19 protein-coding genes are annotated in these 23,286 nt (G+C 72.4%); 13 read left to right on the forward strand and 6 right to left on the reverse strand.

Translation table 11 applies throughout. From position 1 onward, the window contains the following. Positions 1-51: 51 nt before the first annotated feature. The 3 genes from N8N77_RS11535 (at position 52) to N8N77_RS11545 (ending at position 2,600) form a co-directional block, all read left to right on the forward strand. On the forward strand, positions 52-768 hold the full coding sequence (locus tag N8N77_RS11535) for a GTP pyrophosphokinase family protein (protein WP_261167011.1): 717 nt from the start codon (positions 52-54) through the stop codon (positions 766-768). A gap of 114 nt (positions 769-882) precedes the next feature. Further along, on the forward strand, positions 883-2,451 hold the full coding sequence (locus N8N77_RS11540) for a sodium-dependent transporter (RefSeq protein ID WP_261167012.1): 1,569 nt from the start codon (positions 883-885) through the stop codon (positions 2,449-2,451). Next, the gene (locus N8N77_RS11545; protein ID WP_261167013.1) at positions 2,448-2,600 is read left to right on the forward strand and encodes a methionine/alanine import family NSS transporter small subunit; all 153 of its coding nucleotides are present in this window, start codon (positions 2,448-2,450) and stop codon (positions 2,598-2,600) included. Before N8N77_RS11540 ends, N8N77_RS11545 begins: the two co-directional genes overlap by 4 nt. 76 nt (positions 2,601-2,676) lie before the next feature. Here the strand turns inward: N8N77_RS11545 and N8N77_RS11550 are convergent, their stop codons facing one another. After that, complete coding sequence (locus tag N8N77_RS11550) at positions 2,677-3,480, reverse strand: SDR family NAD(P)-dependent oxidoreductase (RefSeq protein ID WP_261167014.1); 804 nt, start codon at positions 3,478-3,480, stop codon at positions 2,677-2,679. Between the two features lie 125 nt (positions 3,481-3,605). Between N8N77_RS11550 and N8N77_RS11555 the strand changes: the two genes are divergently transcribed. From N8N77_RS11555 to N8N77_RS11575, 5 genes are all read left to right on the forward strand, one after another. Further along, complete coding sequence (locus N8N77_RS11555) at positions 3,606-4,142, forward strand: TetR/AcrR family transcriptional regulator (protein ID WP_261167015.1); 537 nt, start codon at positions 3,606-3,608, stop codon at positions 4,140-4,142. 9 nt (positions 4,143-4,151) lie between these two features. Beyond that, on the forward strand, positions 4,152-4,628 hold the full coding sequence (locus N8N77_RS11560) for a glutaminase (RefSeq protein WP_261167016.1): 477 nt from the start codon (positions 4,152-4,154) through the stop codon (positions 4,626-4,628). A gap of 75 nt (positions 4,629-4,703) precedes the next feature. Further along, the gene (locus N8N77_RS11565) at positions 4,704-5,603 is read left to right on the forward strand and encodes a tryptophan-rich sensory protein (RefSeq protein ID WP_261167017.1); all 900 of its coding nucleotides are present in this window, start codon (positions 4,704-4,706) and stop codon (positions 5,601-5,603) included. Between the two features lie 31 nt (positions 5,604-5,634). Then, a complete protein-coding gene (locus tag N8N77_RS11570; RefSeq protein ID WP_261167018.1) occupies positions 5,635-6,360 on the forward strand; it encodes a substrate-binding domain-containing protein in 726 nt (241 codons plus the stop codon). Positions 6,361-6,417: 57 nt separating this feature from the next. Next, positions 6,418-6,954: a hypothetical protein gene (locus N8N77_RS11575; protein WP_261167019.1), complete on the forward strand. Its 537-nt coding sequence runs from the start codon at positions 6,418-6,420 to the stop codon at positions 6,952-6,954. 90 nt (positions 6,955-7,044) lie between these two features. On the opposite strand, the gene N8N77_RS11580 is transcribed toward N8N77_RS11575, so the two are convergent. Continuing rightward, on the reverse strand, positions 7,045-7,452 hold the full coding sequence (locus N8N77_RS11580; protein WP_261167020.1) for a transferase: 408 nt from the start codon (positions 7,450-7,452) through the stop codon (positions 7,045-7,047). A gap of 153 nt (positions 7,453-7,605) precedes the next feature. Here N8N77_RS11580 and N8N77_RS11585 point away from each other — a divergent pair, with 153 nt between their 5' ends. After that, complete coding sequence (locus N8N77_RS11585; RefSeq protein ID WP_261167021.1) at positions 7,606-8,250, forward strand: YitT family protein; 645 nt, start codon at positions 7,606-7,608, stop codon at positions 8,248-8,250. 4 nt (positions 8,251-8,254) lie between these two features. Here the strand turns inward: N8N77_RS11585 and N8N77_RS11590 are convergent, their stop codons facing one another. Both N8N77_RS11590 and N8N77_RS11595 read right to left on the reverse strand, forming a co-directional pair. Beyond that, the gene (locus N8N77_RS11590; protein WP_261167022.1) at positions 8,255-9,034 is read right to left on the reverse strand and encodes a DNA-formamidopyrimidine glycosylase family protein; all 780 of its coding nucleotides are present in this window, start codon (positions 9,032-9,034) and stop codon (positions 8,255-8,257) included. A gap of 21 nt (positions 9,035-9,055) precedes the next feature. Beyond that, complete coding sequence (locus N8N77_RS11595; RefSeq protein WP_396652837.1) at positions 9,056-13,717, reverse strand: ATP-dependent helicase; 4,662 nt, start codon at positions 13,715-13,717, stop codon at positions 9,056-9,058. Positions 13,718-13,818: 101 nt separating this feature from the next. Here N8N77_RS11595 and N8N77_RS11600 point away from each other — a divergent pair, with 101 nt between their 5' ends. Then, complete coding sequence (locus N8N77_RS11600; protein ID WP_261167023.1) at positions 13,819-18,771, forward strand: lamin tail domain-containing protein; 4,953 nt, start codon at positions 13,819-13,821, stop codon at positions 18,769-18,771. On the opposite strand, the gene N8N77_RS11605 is transcribed toward N8N77_RS11600, so the two are convergent. Further along, positions 18,762-19,409: an alpha/beta hydrolase gene (locus N8N77_RS11605; RefSeq protein ID WP_261167024.1), complete on the reverse strand. Its 648-nt coding sequence runs from the start codon at positions 19,407-19,409 to the stop codon at positions 18,762-18,764. The two genes, N8N77_RS11600 and N8N77_RS11605, sit on opposite strands and share 10 nt — an antisense overlap. Positions 19,410-19,555: 146 nt before the next feature. On the opposite strand from N8N77_RS11605, the gene N8N77_RS11610 reads away from it, so the two are divergent. Next, positions 19,556-20,185: an NUDIX hydrolase family protein gene (locus N8N77_RS11610; RefSeq protein ID WP_261167025.1), complete on the forward strand. Its 630-nt coding sequence runs from the start codon at positions 19,556-19,558 to the stop codon at positions 20,183-20,185. Positions 20,186-20,201: 16 nt separating this feature from the next. Here N8N77_RS11610 and N8N77_RS11615 read toward each other — a convergent pair whose 3' ends face one another. Continuing rightward, complete coding sequence (locus N8N77_RS11615) at positions 20,202-21,272, reverse strand: low specificity L-threonine aldolase (protein WP_261167026.1); 1,071 nt, start codon at positions 21,270-21,272, stop codon at positions 20,202-20,204. Between the two features lie 120 nt (positions 21,273-21,392). Between N8N77_RS11615 and N8N77_RS11620 the strand changes: the two genes are divergently transcribed. Continuing rightward, positions 21,393-22,571 (forward strand): sensor histidine kinase, encoded by a 1,179-nt coding sequence (locus tag N8N77_RS11620; RefSeq protein ID WP_261167027.1) that lies wholly within the window; start codon positions 21,393-21,395, stop codon positions 22,569-22,571. After that, complete coding sequence (locus N8N77_RS11625; RefSeq protein WP_261167028.1) at positions 22,568-23,254, forward strand: response regulator transcription factor; 687 nt, start codon at positions 22,568-22,570, stop codon at positions 23,252-23,254. Before N8N77_RS11620 ends, N8N77_RS11625 begins: the two co-directional genes overlap by 4 nt. Positions 23,255-23,286 lie beyond the last annotated feature (32 nt).

Raw genomic sequence — 23,286 nt, forward strand, 5'->3', positions numbered from 1 at the left:
ACCATAGCCTTCTCCCAGCACACGCGTATCGGAGATGCATAGCGTGAAGGCATGACCACCGATTCGGCGGACGCGCTCGCCTTCGACGACGAGGCGCTGGCGCACGCGCGGGAGATCCGCGACGACCTGGCCCGGTTCCTGTCGGAGTATCGCTTCGGCATGCGCGAGATCGAGACCAAGATGGTCATCCTGCGCGAGGACTTCGAGCACACGCACGCCTACAACCCCATCGAGAACGTCTCGTGCCGCCTCAAGTCGCCCGACTCGATCCTCACCAAGGTGATGCGCAAGGGCATCGAGCCGGACTTCGACTCGATCCGCCAGCAGATCACCGACATCGCCGGCGTGCGCGTGACGTGCAGCTTCGTGAGCGACGTGTACCGCCTGTTCGAGCTGCTCGCGGGGCAGGACGATGTCACGGTGCTTCAGGTCAAGGACTACATCGCCCATCCCAAGCCGAACGGCTACAAGAGCCTGCATGCGATCGTGGAGGTGCCGGTGTTCCTGTCCACGGGCACGGTCCATGTGCCCGTGGAGGTGCAGTTCCGCACCATCGCGATGGACTTCTGGGCGAGCCTCGAGCACAAGATCTACTACAAGTACGACCGGCAGGTGCCGGTGCGCCTCACCGACAGCCTGAGGGACGCGGCGATCACGGCGGCCGAACTCGACGAGCGGATGGAGCGCATCCACCGCGAGATCCACGGCACGCACCCGCCCATCCGTCCGCTTCGCGCGATCGACGGCGGCGACGGCCAGGTGGCCTGACAGCGGCGCCGCGAACGGGGCGCAGGCGCGTCGGGTTCCCCTGCCCGCGCGTTGCCGCGTATTGTCGGTGACCGGCCGCAGGCCGAGACCCGAACGTCGCGAGCGAGGAGCACCATGGCGCGAGCACAGCGCGAAGTCACCGCCGTCCCCGAGCGGGAGCAGTGGTCCGGACAGGTGGGATTCATCCTGTCGGCCCTCGGCTCGGCGGTCGGCCTGGGCAACATCTGGCGCTTCCCGGGCGTCGCGTACGAGTCCGGAGGGGGGGCGTTCCTCATCCCCTACCTCGTGGCGCTCGTCACGGCAGGCATCCCGATCCTCTTCCTGGACTACGCGATCGGGCACCGCTTCCGGGGCTCCGCCCCGCTCGCGCTGCGTCGCCTGGGTGGCAAGCTGGGCGAGGGGCTGGGCTGGTTCCAGGTGCTCATCTGCGTCTTCATCGCGACGTACTACACGGCGGTGCTGGCGTGGTCTTCCAGCTACTTCGTGTTCTCGTGGGATCTGCGCTGGGGCGACGACACCACGGGCTTCTTCACGGGTGACTACCTGCATGCGGCCGGCGAGCCCTTCACGCTCGACTACGTGCCGGCGGTGGCGATTCCGCTCGCCATCATGTGGGTCGTCACGCTCGGCATCCTGGCCGCGGGCGTGGTGAAGGGCGTGCAGCGAGCCAACGTCGTCTTCATCCCGCTGCTCGTCATCGCGTTCGTCGTCATCGTGATCTATGCGCTCACGCTGCCCGGCGCGTCCCAGGGCCTGAACGAGTTCTTCACGCCCGATTTCGCCGCGCTCGCCGATCCGAACGTGTGGATCGCCGCCTACAGCCAGATCTTCTTCTCGCTCTCGGTCGCGTTCGGGATCATGATCACGTTCGCCTCGTACCGGAAGCGCCGCTCCAACATGACGGGTGCGGGCCTCGTAGTGGCCTTCGGCAACTCGTCGTTCGAGATCCTCGCGGGCATCGGCGTCTTCGCAACCCTCGGCTTCTTCGCCTTCCAGCAGGGCGTGGACGTCGGCGACCTCGAGGGGCTGACGGGCGTGGGCCTGGCCTTCATGACCTTCCCCGCGATCGTGAGCGAGATGCCCGGCGGCGCATGGGTCGGCGCGCTCTTCTTCGGCTCGCTCACGCTCGCGGGCCTGACCTCGCTCATCTCGATCCTCGAGGTGATCATCGCGGCGTTGCGCGACAAGTTCGCCCTCACCCGGATGCAGGCCGTGCTCGGGTTCGGCGGCGTACTCGCCGTGGTGTCGCTGGTCCTGTTCGGGTCGACGTCGGGCCTGACGGCGCTGGACACGATCGACAACTGGGCGAACAACCTCGGCATCGTCGGCTCCGCCATCGCGATGTCGATCATCGTGCTGTGGATGCGGCGGCGCGGCCCCGAACTCGCCGGGCATCTGAGCGCCCTGTCGACGTTCCGCGTGGGCCGCCTGTGGACGTTCTTCACCGCGGTGTTGGCGCCGGCGGTGCTCACCTACATGCTCGTCACGAAGATCATCGACCTGCTCGTCAACGGCTACGAGGAGTACCCGACCTGGTACCTCGGGGTCGCCGGCTGGGGTTCCGTGCTCATCATGCTCGTGGGCGCGCTCGTGCTGCCGCAGCTGCGGTGGCGCCACGATCCCGACCGGTTCGACGCCTGGCCGACGAACGCGCAGCTGAACCTGAAGGGAGGCGCCCGATGAGCGGCATCGCGATCCTGTTCTTCGTCATCGCCGCCGTGCTCGTGTGGGGCGGACTGGCGGCGTCCATCATCTTCCTCGTGCGCCGCCCCGAGGTGGCGTCGTACCCCGAGGGCGGAGCCGACGACGGCCGCGACGAGGACGAGCTGTAACCCCCGTCGCGACGGCGGAAGGACCGGAACGACGAAGGCGCCCGCGGATCGCGCGGGCGCCTTCGTCGTTCGGGCGTCAGGCCGCCGACCAGCCGCCGTCCGACGGCAGGATGACACCGTTGAGGTTGGTGGCGTCGTCGGTCAGCAGGAACGTGATCGACGCGGCCAACTGCGAGGCCTGCGCGATCGAAGGGATCGCCGCCATGCCGCGCTGGATGCGGGGCGCCGCGAACTCGCTGGCGAAGGCGCTCTCGATGTTCGTGGCGACCGCGCCAGGGGCGACCGCGTTGATCCGCACGCCCGTGAGCGCGTAGAGGTACGCCGAGCTCTTGGTCATGCCGACGACGGCGTGCTTGGACGCCGTGTAGGCCGTCCCCGCGGCGGAGCCGCGCAGGCCGGCCTCGCTCGCCACGTTGACGATCGAACCGGCGCCGCGCTCCAGCATGCCGGGCAGCACCGCCTTCATGAGCTTGAACGAACCCGTGACGTTGACGGCGAAGACCTTCTCCCACAGCGCGGGGTCGATCTCGTGCACCGGCTGCATGCGGTCCATGATCCCGGCCACGTTCGCGAGGCCGTCGACCCGCTCGCCGGCCGCCGCGACGACCGCGGCAATGGCGGTGTCGTCCGTGATGTCGGCGACGACGGTGACGACGTCCAACTCGGGGAACTCCGCGGCGAGCCCGTCGAGGCCGGCCCGGTTCATGTCGACGGCGACGACCCTGCCGCCCTCGCGCGCGATGCGCGACGCGGTCGCGCGGCCGATCCCGGAGCCGGCGCCCGTGACGATGACCGTCCGATCGGCGAACCGGCCGGGCGTGATCGTCTCCTCCCACTGGGCCATCTGGGGTCCCTGGGCGGCAGCTGCGGCGTCGCTCATGGCGATGCGTCCTTTCGATACGCGGCCGGCGGGTCGGTGGTCGCCGTCGACCGAAGGGGTTGCGCCGCCGGGCGGCGACGCAACCGGACAGGTGTGTCCGGATGTTGCGCACTAGTTTAGTTCGCGTGTCCGACCCCTCCAAGACCAACCGAGGACCGGCCGCGGCCCCCGCCAACCGCCGCGCCCTCATCGCGGCGGCGCGCGAGCTGTTCGCCGAGCAGGGATTCGGTGTGCCGTTCAGCCAGGTGGCCAAGCGCGCCGGCGTCGGTCAGGCGTCGCTCTACCGGCACTTCCCCGACAAGACCGCCCTCGCCATCGCGGTGTTCGACGAGAACCTCGCCGCGCTGGAGGCGCAGGCGCACGACCTGCGCGGACTGCTCGAGCTCATCGTGGCGCAGGCGCGCATGTCGGCGTCGCTGCTCGAGGTGCTCGCGCCGACCGCCGACGCCGCCGCCCCGGCGCTCGCGCAGCGCTTGGAGCGCATTATCGCCGCGATCCTCGAGCGGGAGCGCGCGGCGGGACGCGTGGACGCGTCCATCACCGTGGACGACGTCGCCACCGCCGTCAGCATGGTCGCGTTCCACACCGCGTTCTCGTCGGAGCACCGCGCGGACGCGGGGCGTGCAGCGATCGCCCTCATCGAGCGGGCCCTGGCGCCGTAGCCTGGAGGCGTGGATCCCGTCGCGCTGTTCGAGAACGCGCGCCGCCGGCTCGACCCGGTGCCGCGGGAGGCGCTCGGGCGCTTGGAGGTGCCGGGCCGGTTGCGTCGCGGGCTGGGTGCGCGCCCCCGGATCGTTCCCGATGGTGAGGCGTGGCGAGTGGGCGTGCTCCTGATCGGGGACGAGGCCGTGTTCGAGGTCGGCGAGGTGCTGCGAGCGAAGCCGGAGCGGCGACGCGGGTTCACCGCGGAGTCGGCGCGACAGCGCGCGGCGGCGGCGGCGATGTGCGTGCGCGGGGGCTTCGCGGAGGGAACAACCGTGAACGTCGATCACTCCCCGCTCGACCTCGCGGTCGTCGCCGCAGGCGGCTCGGCGGGCCCCCTCCTCTGGCGCGATGGTGCGCTCCTTGTGCGCTGGACGGCGGGCGGGGCGCTCATGCCGTTGGACGCATACCTGCGGGAGCGGATCGCGACGCTGCGCGGCCGCTGACGCCGGCATAACGCACATCGCGCGGGGGAGGGCAAGCCCCTGTCGAAGGGTCCGGCCGGTGTCGAGAGTGGAGGCATGCACCATCTCGAGAAGGCGAGGCAGGCCGACGTGAGCGATCCGCACCCGGTTTCCGCTCCTTCCGCGCGGCACACGCGACACCGCGATGGGCTGCGGCAGGCGGTCGTGCCGATCGCCGTCGCCGCCGCCATCGCCGGCGGGTTCCTGGGCTCCGGTGCCGTGAACGGCCGCGCGATCGCCGAGACGCAGGCCGGCGCCCTCGGGCCGAGCGGCTCGCTGCTTGCTCCGGCCTCGCCCGCGTTCCTGATCTGGACCCCGCTGTACGCGGGGCTCGTGGCGTATGCCGTCTGGCAACTGCTGCCCTCGCAGCGGCGCGACCCGCGCCATCGCGCCGCCGGGTGGTGGCTCGCCGCCGTCGCGGCACTTGAAGGCCTGTGGATCGTCGCCGCGCAGCTGCTTCCGTTGTGGACGACGGTCGTCGTCATGGGGCTCCTCGTCGCCGCCGCATACCGCGCGTTCCGCGGGGCCGTGGTGACCCGCCGGGGTCCCAGCGTGCTCGGTGCCCTGCTGCTGCACGGACTGGCCGGCGCGCACCTCGGGTGGGGGCTGGCGGCCGGCGTGGCGAACGCGGCGGCGTGGATCGAGACCCTTCACCTGGGCGGCTGGGCCGGTGACGGCGGCGGCGTCCTGGCGCTCGTCGGCGTCTGTGCCGCCGGGATCGCGGTCTCGGCGCGCAGCGGCTGGACGGTCGCGATGCCGTTGGCCATCGCGTGGGCGGCGGCGTGGATCGCGGTGGAGCGGCTGACCGGCGAGCCGCACAACGTGCCGATCGCCATCGCCGCGATCGCGGCGGCGACACTGCTCGCGGTCGTCAGCGTCGCGATGCGCGTCGCGATGCTGCGCGCCGGACCGATCGTGGCGCGCGAGGAACCGGGCGACCGCGACGCACGGCAGTAGGCCGCGGGCGGCGAGTCGGTAGCCTTGCCGTATGGCGAGGGGCAGGGCGGGCGCGGGACGCCGCGACGGCGGCGCGGGACGCCGCGGCGCCAGGCCGGCTGCCGCGCGCGACGCCCGCACCCGGCATCCCGGCGCGCCGTCCGAGCCCGCCCCGCGCGTCGCCCGCGCCTTCCGCCTCGGGATCATCCCGGGGGCGATGCCGGGCAAGTGGGTGGAGCGGTGGCGCGCACGCATGCCGCACATGCCCCTCGAGCTGGTCCCGATCGCCGTCTCCGAGCAGCGGACCGCGCTCGACGAGGGCCGCGTCGACGCCGCCCTCGTGCGCCTGCCCCTGGCCGGCGACGCCGACACGGTGCACGCCATCCGTCTGTATGACGAGACGCCGGTCGTCGTCGCGAGCCGCGACTCCTCCCTGATGGCGGCGGAGGAACTGGTGGCGGCCGACCTGGAGGGCGAGATCCTCCTCACTCCCGGCGACGACGTGCTCGGTTCCCTGGCGCTGCCCACGGCGACGCCGCGCTTCGAGGCGCCCGCGACGACGGAGGAGGCGATCGCGATCGCCGCGGCCGGGGTGGGGGTGGTCGTCGTGCCCCTCTCGCTCGCGCGACTGCACCACCGCCGCGACGTGGATCACCGCCCGCTGCTCGGGGGGCCCCAGAGCACCGTCGCCCTCGCCTGGCTGCGCGATCGCGATGCCGACGACATCCAGACCTTCGTCGGAATCACCCGCGGGCGCACCGCCCGGTCGTCGCGCTGACTCGCGTGCGCGTCACCGGCGCTTGATACCCTCTGTCACGCGAGGGAGGCACGCGGCATGGCGCACGGCGAAGGCAGGACGCGGCGACGCGGCAGGGTCATCACGACGCTCGGCGTCGTGCTCATCGCCGCGGGTGCCGTGATGATCGGCGCGTATGTCACGATGCCGCAGCAGACGGAACGCGCATACGGCGAGCTCAAGACCCGCGTCACGGACGCGGTCGACGATGTGCGCGAGCAGGTGTTCGACGAACTGCCCACCGTGCGCATCGGCGCGGTCGGCGGCATCAGCGAGCTCGACCGCTGCGACGGCACCTTCACCGTCATGACCTCCTACGAGCGCGAGGGCGTGCCCGAGACGGCCGCCGCGCACAACAGCTGCGGCGGCGATGTGGTGCTGACCTGGGACGAGGGCCAACGGGTCCGCATCGAGGGGCGCGACGAGACCTACGAGGTCGTCGACATCCGCTACACGTCGAAGATCTGGTCGAGCACCGCCGATCTCGTCGGCCTCGGCGGCGAGATCGCGTTGCAGACGTGCTTCTACGGCGAGGACCGCATGAAGTTCGTGGGGCTCGCGCCCGTCGACTCCTGAGAGCGCGCCGCGACGACGAAGGAGGGGCGCGGCCCGTCGGCCCCGCCCCTCCTCACCGTATGCGCTGGCTGCGCGAGGTGCTCCGCCCGCTCAGGCGGCGAGTAGGAAGCCGCGGCGGTCGGTCTTCACCCGCGCGCCGTCGGCGATGGACTCGTCGTCGCGGATGATCGCGCCGTCGGGGATGAGCGCCTCCGCCCCGATGTGCGAGCGCACGCCGATGTGAGCGTGCGAACCGATGACGGCGTTCGGTCCGATCTGCGCGTTGGCGTCGATGATGGCGCCGGGGCCGACCTGAGCTCCGGGCTCGACCCACGCGCCTTTGGCGATGTGCGCGCCCGCCGCGATCCGGGCGCCCGGTTCGATGTACGCCCCCGACTCGACCCGCGCATCCGGGTGCACCTTGGCCCCATGCGCGACGAGTCCCCGGCCGTTGATGTGCTTGCGGTAGCGCAGCGTCTCTCCGCGGTCGTTCTCGATGTCGACGTAGTTCTTGCCCACGATGTCCCTCCGCGGCCAGCGGTTGTGGCCGCCTTACCCCACAACACCATGCCTCCCCGGGCTATTCCCGAGCGGGGAGCTTCCTAAACATGCGCTGTGCGTGGCGCGCGCTCCCCTCGCGCGGGCCGGGGGCGCGCCTTCTATCGTTGACGGGTGACCGCATCATCCGTGCCCCCGCAGAAGCAGGTCGTCTTCGAGTGGGAGCAGACCCGCCACAGCGTGGCGGAGGACGTGCTCGGCATCGTGACCGGCACCTTCGTCGTGGCCCTGGGCCTGCACCTGCTGAAGGCTGTGGGCGCGGTGACGGGAGGCACGGCCGGCCTCGCGCTGCTCATCGACCAGTCCTCCGAGATCCCCTTCTGGCTCATCTTCACGCTCGTGAACGCGCCGTTCGTCGTGCTCGCCCTGTGGAAGAAGGGCGTGCGCTTCACGGTGCTGACGGCGATCTGCGTGGGCGCAGTGGCGGCGCTGTCGGCCGTCAACGTCGGGTGGATGCCCGTTTCGGCGCCGCAGCCGGTGTATGCCGTGCTCGGAGGAAACCTGCTCGTGGGGGTAGGCCTGCTCATCCTCTTCCGGCACGGCGCCAGCGTCGGCGGCGTGAACATCGTCGCGATCCTCGTGCAGGATCGCACCGGATTCCGCGCCGGATGGACGCAGATGATCGTGGACGTCCTGATCGTGGTGGCGTCGTTCCTCGTCGTCGACTGGCGCATGGTGGTGCTCTCGGCGGTCGGCGCGGTCGTGCTCAACCTCGTGCTGGCGCTGAACCACCGCCCGGGCCGCTACATCGGGCACTGACGGTTCACCCCGCCGGCTGACACACCGGGCACCAGTACACGACGCGTTCGCTCGTCGGTGCCGCGCCGAGCGCCCCTCGCCGGATCGGCGTGCCGCAGCGGCGGCAGGGGCGCTGCTCGCGCCCGTACACCCAGCGCTCCTGGCCGCGCCGCGCGACGCCCGTGAAGTTGCGCACCGGCAGCTCCACGTTGCGGCGGATCGTGCGCGCGCCGAGGTCGAGCAGTGCGGCCACGTCGACGCGGTCGGCCGGGGTCTCGGGGTGCACGCCGCGCAGGAACAGCAGTTCGCTGGCGTACTCGTTGCCGAATCCGGCGACGTTCCGCTGGTCCTGCAACGCGACGTGGACGGCCCGCACGTCCGCCGCCATCCGCCGCGCGGCCTCGGCGGGGTCCCAGTCCGCGCCGAGGGGGTCGGGACCGAGATGGCCGACGAGTCGATGCTCGTCGCGCGTCGGCACGACCTCGACCATCGCGAGGTCGAAGCCGACGGCCACGGTGCCGGGAACGCCGAGGACGGCGCGGGCGCGGAAGGCGGGGCGTGGCCAGTGCTGGCCCTCGCGCAGCAGCCACCACTCGCCCTCCATCCTCAGGTGCGAGTGAAGCGTGAAGTCGCCGATCCGATGCAGCAGGTGCTTGCCGCGCGCCGCGACCTCGCGCACCGTGCTTCCGCGCAGATCGGCGGTGGCCGACGCCGGGACGCGGATGTCGAATCGCGTGACCTGGCGGCCCGCGAGAGCCGCGTGCATCCGCCGGGCCGCGCGATGCACGGTATCGCCCTCAGGCACGACGCTCCGTCCCCGCGGACATCAGCGGCCGCGCCGGAGGGTGAGACCGCGGGGCGACTCGACGAAGCCGGCGGCGCGCAGCGCGCGACCGAGGGGGGCCGTGTAGACGAACTCGCCGTTGGCCTGCTCGACCGTCAGCGTCTCGAGGCGGCGCGCGCGAGCCGTGGCGGCGAGGTCGGCGCACGCGGCCGCGATCGTCTCCTCGTCATCCGAGAAGACCAGTGCGGTGCGGCCGCCGCGCTCGAGATAGAGCACGAGGGCACCGTCGACGAGCACCACGAGGCCGCCGGCCTTGCGCCCCGGCCGATGCCGCACGCCGTCCAGCGCCGGCCACGGCAACGCGGCGCCATACGGGTTGGCGGGGTCCGTCGCGGCGAGGGTGACCGCACGCAGCGGGGCGGGGTCGGGAAGCCCGGCGAAGGTGCGCAAGCGGTCGATGGTGGGGGAGGTGGCGAACTGCGCCGCACCGAGCTTCTCGATGAGATAGCCGCGGCGGCAGTGGCCCGCCTGCTCCAGGCCCGCGAGCGTGCGGTAGGCCTGGGCGAAGCCGCCCGGCACGCCCTCGTTCTGTACCGCGCCGCGCGTGACGACGCCGTGCCGGTCGAGCAGGATCGAGGCGGTGGCGGCGGCGCGCACGGTCGGGTCGCCCTCCGCGGTGGGCAGCAGCGACCAGCGCCCGCCGACGAGGGGGCGCGGCGCCTGCGGGCGCGCGGCGGCGCCGCGGTACAGCCGGCTACGCGGGGCCTTGCGCTGCGCGCGATGCGCCTGCGTGCCGCCCCCGAGCAGTGTGCGGAGCGGCGCGAACGTGTCGTTCGTCACGCGGCCGGCCCATACGAGGCTCCACAGCGCGTCGACCACGGCCGTCTCCGACACCATGGCGGCGTCGGCCTCGGGCATGCGTGCCCGCGCCATCTCGGCCAGTTGGGGCGCGAAGTACGCCCCGCCGAACGCGAGGATGCCGAGGATGCGACCCTCCAGGGAATCCGGGTCGACCTCGCCTTCGGGCTCGGGCAGCGTCACGGCTGCCGCGTCGGAGGGATGCAGCGCGATCCAGCCGTCGCGCCCGGGCAGCGCGCCGTGCCCCGACCACACCACCTCGCCCGTGGCGGTCAGCTCGTCGAGCATCGCCGGCGCGTAATCGCGCACCCGCGACGGCAGCACGAGGGACTCCCACGCGCTGGCGGGGATCGGCACGCCGGCCAACTGCTCGACGGTGGCGAGCACCCCGTCGATTCCCTCCAGCGGACGGGTGAGGTGTTGCCAATCGGGCAGGAAGCGGGCGTACGCCTCGGGCGCGACCGGCTCGACGCTGCCGCGCAGCGCGGCGAGGGAGCGCATGCGGATGCGCCGCAGGCCCTCGACGTCGCACCATTCGGTCTCGTCGAGCGCGCCCCGGCCCTCCGGCAGGAAGAACCCGCTGGACAGGCGGCCCTGCTGCTCGAGTCGCTGCAGGGTGTGGCGGGCGACGGCGGCGCCGATGCCGAGGCGGGTGGCGACCGCCTCGGTGGTGAACGGGCCGTGCGTGCGGGCATAGCGCGAGACGAGGTCGCCGAGCGGGTCGGCGACCGGCTCGAGGAACGCGACCGGCACGCCGACCGGCAGCGCCACACCGAGGGCGTCGCGCAGGCGGCCGGCGTCCTCGATCGCCGCGAACCGCGGGGTGCCGGCGACCGAGACGGGGATGGCCCGGCGCGCATCGACGAGGGCGGCAAGGTGCTTCGCCGCGGCCGCGGCCGCCGTCGCCGTGACCCCGCCCCCGATGATTCGCTCGTCGCCGGCGCCGGTGTCGTGCGCGTCGAGCCGCGCGGCCACCTCGTCGACCGAGAGCGGGCCGAGCACGCGCAGGAGGTCGGCGACGCCCTCCGCGCCGCGGGCGCGCCGGTCGGGGGCGAGGCGCTGCTGCTCGGCCTCGTACTGCGCGATCACCTCCGGGTCGAGCAGCTCCCGCATCTCCACCCGCCCGAGCAGCTCGCTGAGCAGCGCGGGATCGACCGACAGCGCGGCCGCTCGCCGCTCGGCCAACGGCGAGTCGCCCTCGTACATGAACGCGCCGACGTAACCGAACAGCAGGTCGCGCGCGTACGGCGACGGTTGGGGCGTCTCGGTCTCGACGAGGCGGATCCGTCGTTCCTGGATGCCGCGCGCCAGCCGCGTGAGAGCGGGCAGGTCGTACACGTCCTGCAGCACCTCGCGCAGTGTCTCGAGGATGATCGGGAACGTCGGGTGGCGGCGCGCGACCTCGAGCAGCTGGGCCGAGCGTTGGCGCTGTTGCCACAGCGGCGTGCGGCGGTTCGGATTGGTGCGCGGCATCAGCAGCGCGCGCGCCGCACACTCCCGGAAGCGCGAGGCGAACAGCGCCGATCCCCCGACCTCGTCGGTGACGATCTGCTCCAGCTCCTCGGGGTCGAAGACGAACAGCTCGGCGCCCGGGGGCTCCGATTCGGCATCGGGGATCCGCGCGATGATCCCGTCGTCGCTCGCGACGGCCGAGCCCTCCACGCCGAGGCGCTCGCGGATGCGCGCGTTCACGGCCAGGGCCCAGGGGGCGTGCACGTGCATGCCGTAGGGGGAGTGCAGGATGATCCGCCAGTCGCCCACCTCGTCGCGACCGCGCTCGACGGTGAGCGTGCGATCCGTGGGGAGCGATCCCGTCGCCTCCTTCTGCTCCGACAGGTAGGCGAGGAGATTCTCGATCGCCCGCTCGTCGAGCCCCGCCTGCCGCAGGCGCTCCACGGCCTTGTCACGGGGCGAACCGGCCAGCTCGCGGGCCATCGCGCCGAGCGCCTCGCCGAGCTCGGCCGGGCGCCCCAGGCCGTCGCCGTGCCAGAACGGCACCTTGCCGGGCTGCCCGAAGGCCGGCACGACGTTGACGCGGTCGTGCGTGATCTCGACGATCCGCCAGCTCGTGGTTCCGAGCGTGAAGACGTCGTTGACGCGTGACTCGTAGACCATCTCCTCGTCGAGCTCCCCGACACGGGCGCCGGTCGACTCGCCCGCCACGAACACGCCGAACAGGCCGCGGTCCGGGATCGTGCCGCCGCTGGTCACGGCGAGCCGCTGCGCGCCGGGCCTGCCCTCGATGGTGCCCGCGTCACGATCCCACACGAGCCGCGGGCGCAGCTCGGCGAACTCGTCGGAGGGGTAGCGGCCCGCCAGCAGGTCGAGGGTGGCCTCGAACGCACCGCGGGGCAGCGTGCGGAACGGTGCCGACCGGCGCACCGTCTCGAACCACGCCTCCACTTCGATGGTGCCGAGCGCCGTGGCGGCGACGGTCTGCTGGGCGAGGATGTCGAGCGGATTCTGCGGGATGGAGATCGCCTCGATCCGGCCCGACAACATCCGTTCGGTCACGATCGCCGTGTGCAGCACGTCGGCGCGGTGCTTGGGGAACAGTGCGGCGCGGCTGATCTCGCCCACCCGGTGCCCAGCGCGGCCCACGCGCTGCAGCCCGCTGGCCGCGCTGGGCGGCGCCTCCACCTGGATGACCAGGTCGACCGCTCCCATGTCGATGCCCAGCTCGAGGCTGCTGGTCGCCACCACGCACCGCAGCGCCCCCGACTTCAGCTCCTCCTCCACCTGCGCCCGCTGCTCCTTCGACACCGAGCCGTGATGGGCCTTGGCGAGGATCGGCTCGACCCCGGCCGTCGCCCCCGCCTGCGCCATCATGGCCGCCGGCACGGTGGGCGCGGGGACATCGATCCCCACCCGTTCCGCGTAGATCTCGTTCAGTCGGCCGGTGAGGCGCTCGGCGAGCCGGCGCGAGTTGGCGAAGACGATCGTGGAACGGTGCTGCAGGATGCGGTCGACGATCGCTTCCTCGACGTGCGGCCAGATGGAGCCGGTGATCTCCGTCGACTCGGGTGGGCGGAACCACTCGTCCTCGCCATCCTCCGGCCCCGGTGCGGCGCCCGCCGCCGGTGGCGGGTTCTGCATGTCGTCGACCGGCACGGTCACCTGCAGGTCGAAGGTCTTCGACGCGCGCGGCGCGACGATGTCGACCGGCGCCGACCCGCCGAGGAAGCGCGCCACCTCGTCGATGGGGCGCACGGTGGCCGACAGGCCGATCCGCTGGGCGGGGGCGTCGAGCAGGTCGTCGAGCCGCTCGAGCGAGACCGCCAGGTGCGCCCCCCGCTTCGTCGCGGCGACCGCGTGCACCTCGTCGACGATCACCGTGTGCACGCCGCGCAGGGTCTCGCGCGCCTGGCTGGTGAGCATGAGGTAGAGCGACTCGGGCGTCGTGATGAGGATGTCGGGAGGGTTGCGCACGAGCTTCTGTCGCTCCGACGAGGGCGTGTCACCCGAGCGCACCCCCACCGACACCTCGGGGGCGGGGATGCCGAGCCGCCGGGCGGCCTGCGAGATGCCCACGAGCGGCGAGCGCAGGTTGCGCTCCACGTCCACGCCGAGCGCCTTCAGGGGCGACACATAGAGGATCCGCGACGAGCGCTGCTCCGGCGCCGGCTCGCGGAAGACGCGGTCGATCGCCCAGAGGAACGCCGAGAGCGTCTTTCCCGAGCCCGTCGGGGCGACGACGAGCGCATGCCGGCCGCCAGAGATCGCCTCCCACGCGCCACGCTGCGCGTCCGTCGGCGCAGGGAAGGCGCCGCGGAACCACTCCCGCGTCGCCTCGCCGAATCTCTCGAGCACGTCCACCCCTCCCATCCTGCCGTCGATCTCCGACATCGCGCCGGGAACGGGCGCGACGGGACCGGACACCCGCGATTCACGTGGTGTTCATGCCGCGTGCGGCAGCGCGACACCGCGACTCGGTTCGCTCGCCTACCGTGACCACCCGCGTACATCGCCGCCCGCGTGCCGCCCTCGCCTCCCTCGCCGCCGCCGCGATCGCCGTCACCGGCGTCGGGGTGGCCACGCCGGCCGCCGCCGCCGAGGAGCCGCTTCCGCCGCTGGTGATCACCGAGGTGATGCAGGACAACGCCGGCACGCCGGGCGATCAGGACTACTTCGAGTTCTTCGAGGTGACGAACACGACCGCCGAGGCCATCGATCTCGCCGACTACCAGCTGCAGTACAACGGCGGCGCGTTCATCCAGGCCGTCGAGCCGGGAACCGACACGCCGCTGGCCGATGCGGTGATCCCCGCCGACGGCCGCGCCGTCTTCTGGCTGCGCTACGCCGTGGGCACGGGCGAGACCGCGGTCTCGCAGTGGCAGCTCACGGAGGCCGACTTCCGGGCGCACTACGGCGACGCCGCGTCGTCGTACCCGCTCTTCCACGCCACCGGTCAGGGCGGCTTCGCGAACTCCGGCCCGCGCACGCTGCGCCTCTACGAGGCCGACGGAACGACGCTCGTCTCGGGGTCCGACTACAACCGCTCCAGCACGAACCGGGGCAACGCCGATCACTTCACGGTGCCGTCCAGCGGAAACGTGCTCACCGACCCCGTCGCCGGCGCGCCGACTCCCGGCCAGATCCTGCCCTCGCAGCTGGTGCGCTCCGCGCCGGAGCCCGAGCCGGTGGAGCCCGATCCGGCGCCGCAGCCGCTCCCCGCCGATCCGAACCTGCGCGCGCCCCTCCTGCAGATCACCGAGGTCGCTCCGGACACCGCCAACGTCGACGGTGCCGACGCCTATGAGTTCGTCGAGGTCTACAACGCGTCCGACGCCCCCGTCGACTTCGGCGACTACACCCTCGCGTATCTGTACACCGACAACGCGCTCACCGAGCCGGTGACGACGAGCTCCACGCTCTGGCCGGCGCAGCCGAGCGATGTCGTCATCGAGGCGGGCGGCACGCTCGTGCTCTGGGTGAAGAACCCGGCGGTGGTGGCCGCCGGGCTCACCGTGGCCGACTTCAACGCCGCGTTCGACGCTGACCTCGTGCTGGGCGAGGACATCGTGGAGATGTTCAACGGCGGCATGGCCAACGGCGGATCGCGCGGCATCCAGGTGCTCACGAACACCGGTCACGACATCAGCCGCGCCTATTACTTCACGAACGACCAGACGACGGCCGACACCGCGATCCAGTACGGGTGGAACCCCTCCGGCGACGCGCTGTGGGCGCCGCAGAACCGGGAGGGCACGGCGCAGACAATGATGCGCCTGGCCACACCGACGCCCGGTGCCGTGACGGCCGATCAGGTGCCCACGGCGTACGTCGCGGCGCCGCCCGCGGGCACCGCGCCCGTCATCACCGACCTCACCGGCGGCTCGGACGTGCCCGACACCCCGGACCTCGACCTGGGCTTCGACGTGACCGACGACGTGCTCGTGCGCACCGTCACGCTGAGGCTCACCGACAACCTGGGCGCCACGGAGACGCGGAGCCTGCGCTTCGACGCCGCCAACCGCTTCTCCTACTCGGTGCCCACGGCCGATCTCTTCGGCAAGCGATGGATCGAGTACACGATCGTTGCGAGCGACGGCTGGCAGGAGAGCACCCTCGGGCCGGTGCGGGTGGACCTCACCGAGGGCGACGGCGACCCGGTGCGCATCAACCTCGCCGATGGTCAGCACGTCGGGGGCGACACGCGCGTCTCGGCGACGAGCGACGCGGGCGGCCCGGGTGTCGTGCTCGCGATCGACGGCGCTCCCGCCGCCGATCCGGTCGCCTCACTCGAGACGGGGCCCGTGTTCGCGTTCGAGGCGACGAACACCGACGCGTTCTTCCGCAACGGCGTGAAGCTGGGAGACGAGGTGCTGCGCATCTTCGACGAGGGCTACTACTCGCGGGTCGTGACGGTGGACGCGACCGTGCCGGTGGACGCGGTCGTGCGCGGCCACGAGCTGACGCTGTCGATCACCGCGGGCACGAAGGCATGGCCCGAGGCGGACGTCAACGAGAACAACGACGACTTCACCGCCATGAACCTGCGCCTCGCCCTTCCGGACGGCCGCGTGCTGCGACCGGAGTACTGCGCGACGACGAAGGAGCAGGCGGGCGAGGTGACCGCGCCGGCCTTCGTGGAGTGCCCGGCGCCCGACGCGCGCATCGGGTTCTCGGATGCGAACCTCGTCTCGTTCCTGGCCACCTTCGCCATCCCCGACGACGCGTTCAACTCCGTCTCCGTGGCGTGGAACACCACGACCGTCGGCGACGGGCCCCATGTCATCACCGCGACCGACGGCGAGGCGGCCGCCGAGCGCACCGTGCACGTCGACAACACCGCGCCGACGGTCTCCAGCACCCTCGTGGAGGGGCAGCGCTACCGCGGCCACTTCGCGGTGGACGCGACGGCCGCCGACGCCGGGTCGGGGGTCGCATCGCTGACCGCGACCCTCGACGGCGCGCCCGTCTCGTTGCCGCTGGCGACCAGCTCGCTCGCCCTCGAGCCCGGGGCCCACACGGCGGAGTTCACGGCCACCGACGAGGTGGGAAACGTCGCCACGCACGCCGTCTCGTTCGAGACCGCCGACGAGCAGCCGGGGATCGTGCTGGACGGGCCGTCGGACGGCCAGATCATCGCGGGCGACCGCGCAGACCTGCGCGCGACGCCGAACTCGCCCGAGCAGGACGTGCTCGACCTGAGCTTCCGCGAGGGATACAGCTACGCTCCGGGCGACGCCGAGGTGTCGGTGAGCGCGGGCACCGTGACCGATTCGGGAACCGCCGACCGGAGCGCCGGCGTCGCGCTGGGAGCCGAGGACCTCGCCAAGCTGCTGGGAACGGACGGAGTCCGCGTCGAGACGACGAGCGAGACAGCGCTGCCGTACCAGCTGTTCACCGTCGCCGTGCCGCAGGGTGCCGCGGCCGGATCGCTCGTGCGGGTCGATTGGCGCGGCAGCGCCAACGCCGAGGCCAAGGTGATCCTGTACGCGCGCACCGTCGACGGCGCGTGGGAGACCGTCGACGAGGTGCGCACGACCGACGGTGCGCCCATCGAGTTCACCCTCGATGCCCTCGTGCCCGTCGACGGACACGTGGTGGACGGCGAGCTGACCTTCCTCGTGCAGCACTCCGACGGCTTCGCGGCGACCGACCTGTCGGCGCGGGAGAGCCCGGTCGAGCCGTTCCACGCCGAGGCCACCCCTCGATCCGAGTACGACTTCACCGTCGCGATCGAATCGGACACGCAGTACTACAACGAGACGGAGGGGTACTACCCGCACCAGCTCGCGATCCACGAGTTCCTGCTCGAGCAGCGCGAGAACCTCAACCTGCAGTACCTCATCCACAACGGCGACATCGTCAACGTGCACACCCAGCCGCACCAGTGGGCCAACGCCGACGCCGCCTACCGCATGCTCGACGAGGCCGGCCTGCCGTACGGCGTGCTGGCGGGCAACCACGACGTCGGCGGGTTCGATGCGGATTACGCGCAGTACTCGCAGTTCTTCGGCGAGGCCCGTTTCTCCGGGAACCCCTGGTACGGCGGCTCGTACAAGGACAACCGCGGCCACTACGACCTGGTCTCGGTGGGCGGGGTGGACTTCCTGTTCCTCTACATGGGCTGGCCGACGCCCAACGACGAGGCGGCGAACACCGAGGACATCGCCTGGATGAACGAGGTCATCCGTCAGTACCCCGAGCGCAAGGTCTGGCTGAACCTGCACGAGTACATGCTGACGACGGGCGGACTCGGGCCGTTCCCGCAGCGGGTGTTCGACGAGGTGGTGAAGACCAACCCCAACGTGTTCGCGGTGAGCTCGGGCCACTACCACGATGCCTACACGCGCACGGACGAGATCGACGACGACGGAGACGGCGCTGCGGACCGCACCGTGTACTCGATGCTGTTCGACTACCAGGGGCTGCCGGAGGGTGGGCAGGGCTACCTGCGTCTGGCGCACTTCGACAACGACGGCGGTCGCATCGTCTTCCGCACCTATTCGCCGTCGCTCGACGACTTCGATTCCGACGACGCGTCCCTCAACGACCCTCCCGGAATGCAGGAGTTCGAGATCCCGTACGCGGCGGTGGGGATCGAACCGCGGGCCAAGACCCTCGCCACCGACTCGTTCCGCGCCGAGATCCTCACGGCGTCGGAGATCGGCGCGGTGACCGGCGCCCCGTCCGGTGAGCAGGCGGTGGTCCCCTGGGCCGGCCTCGCGGAGGGCGAGCACGGCTGGTACGTGATCGCGGAGGGGCCGCACGGCGGCGTCGAGTATTCGCCGGTGCGCACCTTCCGCACCGTGCCCGTGCCCACCGAGCCGGGCGAGCAGCCGGGCGGCGACCCGGGTGAGGAACCGGGCGGCGAGCTGCCGGACGACGGACAGCCGGGGGCGGAACACCCGGGCGGAGAACCCGGTGACGAGCCGGGGGAGGATGCGGCGCCCGCGCTGTGGGGCAGGGTGACGGCCGCACCCGGATCGGAGCTGGTGCCCGGTGGGCGGATGCTGGCGGAGTTCGGCGGCTTCCAGCCCGGCGAGCAGGTGCGGTTCGTCCTGCATTCCGACCCGATCGCGCTCGCCGAGGTCCTCACGGCCGCCGCGGACGGCACGGTGTCGGGAATCCTGCCGATCCCGTCCGACGCGCCGCCGGGAACGCACACGCTGCAGGCGATCGGCGCGTCGGGGGCCGCGGTGCACTCCGATCCCTTCGAGCTCAGGGAGCCGGGCGCGGAGTCCGCGCTGTCCGCGTCGGGGGCGGACGCGACGCTCCCGCTCGCCGCGGGCATCGCTCTGCTGATCCTCGGCCTCGCCGTGCTCACGTTGATCGCCTGGCGTCGCCGCCGGAGCTCCGCGGGGGCGGCCGCCCTCCCGCCGACGGGGGACGACGAGCCCGCGGCCGAGGGGCAGGACGCGCCGCGCCCGCGGCGCCCGGTTCAGCCCTGATCCGCCAGCGCGCGCAGCCGCTTCTCGAGGAACACCCGCACGTCGCCCAGCTCCTGCTCGGAGACGGCGTGGGTGAGCCCGGGGTAGGTCCGGCCCACGAGGTCGGCGTGGCCGGGCAGCCAGTCGGTGGTGTGGACGACGAGCGCCTCCGGGATGACGGCGTCGGCCGTGCCCCGGCCCCAGAACACCGGCGGTCGCGTCCGCGCCAGCACGGCGTCGCCGGCCAGTGCCCCGGGGGCGACATAACCGGCGAGGTTGACGGCGAACGCGAAGCGCTGGGGGGTCAGCCGCATCGCCTGCAGCGCGACGGAGGCACCCTGTGAGAACCCGAACAGTCCGACAGGGCCGTCGTGTCCCGTGCGATCGATCCACTCGATCACCCGCGCGGCCGCCTGCGTGACGACCTCGGGGTCGCGCGCGCCCTCGCCCTCCAGCGCATACCAGGCGTACCCCGGCGTCGGCCACGGCGGCTCGGTCGGCGCGCGCACGGAGGCGAAGGCGAACCCGTCGGGCAGTTGCCGCGCCAGCGCGAACAGGTCGCGTTCGTCCGAGCCGTATCCGTGCAGCAGGACGAGCAACGGCCGGCCGTCGCGCTCGCCCGACCACAGCACGGCCGCGTCATCGAGGGCGGGGATCATGCCTCCATCTTCCCGCGGGCCGGGTCCCTGCGGGCCGCGGCGTGACGTCTCGATCGGCCGCCGTGCCCGCTGCCGATGCGGTGCCGATCCGTCCACACCCGGCCGTGGGGAGCGCGCGCGGCACATCGGGCGGGTATACAGGACACATGCCGGTACGCACCCCCGACCCCGACGACCTGCCCGAGGACCCGACGCCCTCGGGACCGATCAACCTCGACACGGGTGCGATCCGGCTGCCAGGCATGCCGGACTCCGCAAAGAACCCGGGATGGCTGAGCGACGTGGAGCTGGCGGAGATCCGCCGCCGCCTGCCGATCCTGTACGTCGAGGGTGTTCCCGTGCGCACGGACGGCACCGGGCAGGTGACGCAGGTGGGCATCCTGCTGCGCGCCTCGCCGATGGGTGAGATCCTGCGGACCATCGTCTCGGGGCGCGTGCGGTACGGCGAGTCGGTGCGGGACGCCCTCTTCCGTCACCTGGAGAACGACCTCGGCCCCATGGCGTTCCCGCTGCTGCCGCCGTCCCCGGTGCCGTTCACCGTGGCCGAGTACTTCCCGATGCCCGGCGTGAGCCCGTTCCACGACGACCGCCAGCACGCCGTCTCGCTCGCGTTCGTCGTGCCCGTCACGGGCACCTGCGAGCCGCGCCAGGACGCCCTCGAGGTGACGTGGATGTCGCCGGAGGAGGCGGCGTCCGATGCCGTCGCCGCCGAGATGGAGGGTGGCCGCGGGGCGCTCGTGCGGATGGCGCTCGCGAGCGTCGGCGCCCTGCCGTGACGCCGGCCGCGGGGCGTCAGAGCCCGGCGGTCTCGGCCTGCAACGCCGCCACGAGCGCGTCGACGTCGGACTCCTGCGTGTCGAAGCTGCACATCCAGCGCACCTCGTTCTTGGTGGCGTCCCAGTCGTAGAAGCGGAAGTGGGCGCGCAGCCGGTCGGCCACCCCGTCGGGCAGCGACACGAAGACGCCGTTGACCACGGTGGGCTGGGTCAGCCGCGTGCCGCGGATCGAGCCGTCCGCGATGCCCGCCTCGACGAGGGAGCTCAGGCGGGCCGCCATCGCGTTGGCGTGGCGGGCGTTGCGCAGGTAGAGGTCGCCCTCGAACAGCGCGATCAGCTGGGCCGAGAGGAAGCGCATCTTCGACGCGAGCTGCATGTCGAACTTGCGCACGAACTTCACGCCCTCGGCGGCGCTCGGCTCGATCACGACGACGGCCTCCGCGCCCAGCGCTCCGTTCTTCGTTCCGCCCAGGCTCAACACGTCCACGCCGGCGTCGGTCGTGAATGCCCGCAGCGGCGTGCCCAGCGCGGCCGCGGCGTTGCTGATCCGCGAGCCGTCCATGTGCACCCGCATGCCGAGCGCGTGCGCGTGCTCGGCGACCGCACGCACCTCCTCGGGTGTGTAGAGGGTGCCGAACTCCGTGGACTGCGTGAGCGAGACGACCAGGGGCTGTGCGCGGTGCTCGTCGCCCCAACCCCACGCCTCGCGGTCGAGCAGCTCGGGGGTGAGCTTGCCGTCCGCGGTGGGCACACCGAGGATCTTGATGCCGCCGACGCGCTCGGGCGCCCCCCCCTCGTCGGTGTTGATGTGGGCGGAGACGGGGGCGACCACCGCGCCCCAGCGCGGCAGCATCGCCTGCAGCCCCACGACGTTCGCGCCCGTGCCGTTGAACACCGGGAAGGCCTCCACGCGCTCGCCGAAGTGCCCCGCGAGCACCTCCTGCAGCCGCGCGGTGTACGCGTCGTCGCCGTACGCCACCTGGTGTCCGTCGTTCGCGGCCGCGATCGCGGCCAGCACCTCGGGGTGGACCCCGGAGTAATTGTCGGAGGCGAACGAGCGGATGGAGGTGTCATGCAGCGGGGTCACCGCTCCAGCGTAATTCCGCGCGCGGCCCGTCCCGCACCGTGGGCGGCCAGGAGCGTCGCCACCCGGGATACATCGCGGGGATGATGTGTGCGGGCCCGCGCTGGCCTAGCGTGGACCGTCGTGATCCGTCAGCTCCTCCGCCCCCTCACCACCGGCCAGATCGTGGTCGACGTGGTGTTGGCCGCGGGGTTCTTCCTGCTTTTCGGGTTCGTCACCCTCGCGCCGGAGCGGCCGTGGATCCTCGCGGTCGTCACGAGCCTGTTCATGTCGGGAGCGCTCGCCGTCCGCCGGCTCTCGCCCGCCCTGGCGCTCGCGATCGCCTGGGTCGGCGCCATCGTGCAGATGGCCTCGCTGCTCTCGCCGCTGCCCAGCAACCTCGCGATCTTCGGCGTCCTGTACGTGACCGCTGCCTACGGCTCGCGATTCGTGATGTGGACGGGCTTCGCCTCGGCCATCGCGGGCGCGATCACCATCACGGGGTACCTGCTGTTCATGCCCGGCGCCTTCGGCGGCCCCAACGCCTTCACGAGCCCGCTCGCGGCCGCGGTGATGAGCGGCTCGATCCTCGCGGCAGCGCTGTTCTCGCTGCTGCTGTCGTGGACCGCCGGCGCGCTCGTGCGCGCCAGCATCCGGGCGCGCGAGAACCGCGAGGCGCAGCGTCGGGCAGAGCTCGAGGCTGCGTCGGAGCAGGAGCGCGGCCGTATCGCCCGCGACATGCACGATGTCGTGGCGCACTCCCTCGCCGTCGTGGTCGCCCAGGCCGACGGGGCACGGTACGCGGCCGCCTCCGATCCGGCCGTCGCCGCCGAGGCGCTGCGCACGATCAGTCAGACCGCCCGGGCCGCGCTGTCAGACGTGCGCATGCTGCTCACCCAGCTGCGCCATCGCGAGGCCGAGGGCCCGCAGCCGACGCTTGCCGACCTCGAGCAGCTGTTCGCCCAGGTGCGTGCCGCGGGCATCGAGATCGGGGTCGACATCGACCCCGCTCCGCCCGCCGACGTGCCCGCATCGGTGCAGCTGGCGGTGTACCGCATCCTGCAGGAGGCGCTGACGAATGCGCTCCGCCACGGGGACCGGGCCGGCGTGGACGTGCGGCTGTCGTGGTGGCCGGACCGCGTCGCCTTCCGCGTCACGAACGGCATCGCGCCGGTCGCTCCCGATCGCGCCGACGGCACGCCGGGCCACGGGCTCATCGGCATCCGCGAGCGCGCTCAGCTGGTGGGCGGTCGCGTGGACGCCGGCGCGCAGGGCAGTACGTTCGTGGTGGCGGGCGAGCTGCCGATCGGAGGAAGCGCATGAGTCAGGGGATCGCCGACGGGGCACCCGCCGATGCGCGGCGGGAGCGTCCTATCCGGGTCGTCCTCGTCGACGACCAGGCCCTGTTCCGCGCCGGCGTGCGCATGCTGCTCACCTCGCAGCCCGACCTGGAGGTCGTCGGGGAGGCCGGCGACGGGCGCGAGGGCGTCGAGGTCGTGCGCCGCACCCGCCCCGACGTCGTGCTCATGGACGTGCGGATGCCGGTCATGGACGGCCTCAGCGCCACCGCCGAGCTGCTGCAGGACCCGAACGCGCCGCGGATCGTGATGCTCACCACCTTCGACCTCGACGAGGCGGCCGCCCGCGCGATCCGGCAGGGGGCGAGCGGCTTCCTGCTGAAGGACGCCGACCCCGAGTTCCTGCTCGCCGCGATCCGCTCGGTGCACGCCGGTTCCGAGGTGATCGCGGCGTCCGCGACGCGCGCGCTCTTCGCGCACTTCGCCGAGCCGGCCCGCCCCGTCCCGGCCGTGTACGACGAGCTCACCGACCGCGAGAAGGAGATCTTCGCGCTCGCCGCGCGCGGGCTCAGCAACGGCGAGATCGCCGCGCGAGAGTACCTCAGCGAGTCGACCGTGAAGACGCACGTCAGCCGCATCCTGACGAAGCTCGCGCTGCGCGACCGCGTGCAGCTCGTGGTCTTCGCCTTCGAGCACGGCCTCGTCTGATCGCCACGGCCGCGGATCATCCTCGCGATGTA

The organism is Microbacterium sp. Marseille-Q6965, assembly GCF_946151065.1.
GTDB lineage: Bacteria > Actinomycetota > Actinomycetes > Actinomycetales > Microbacteriaceae > Microbacterium.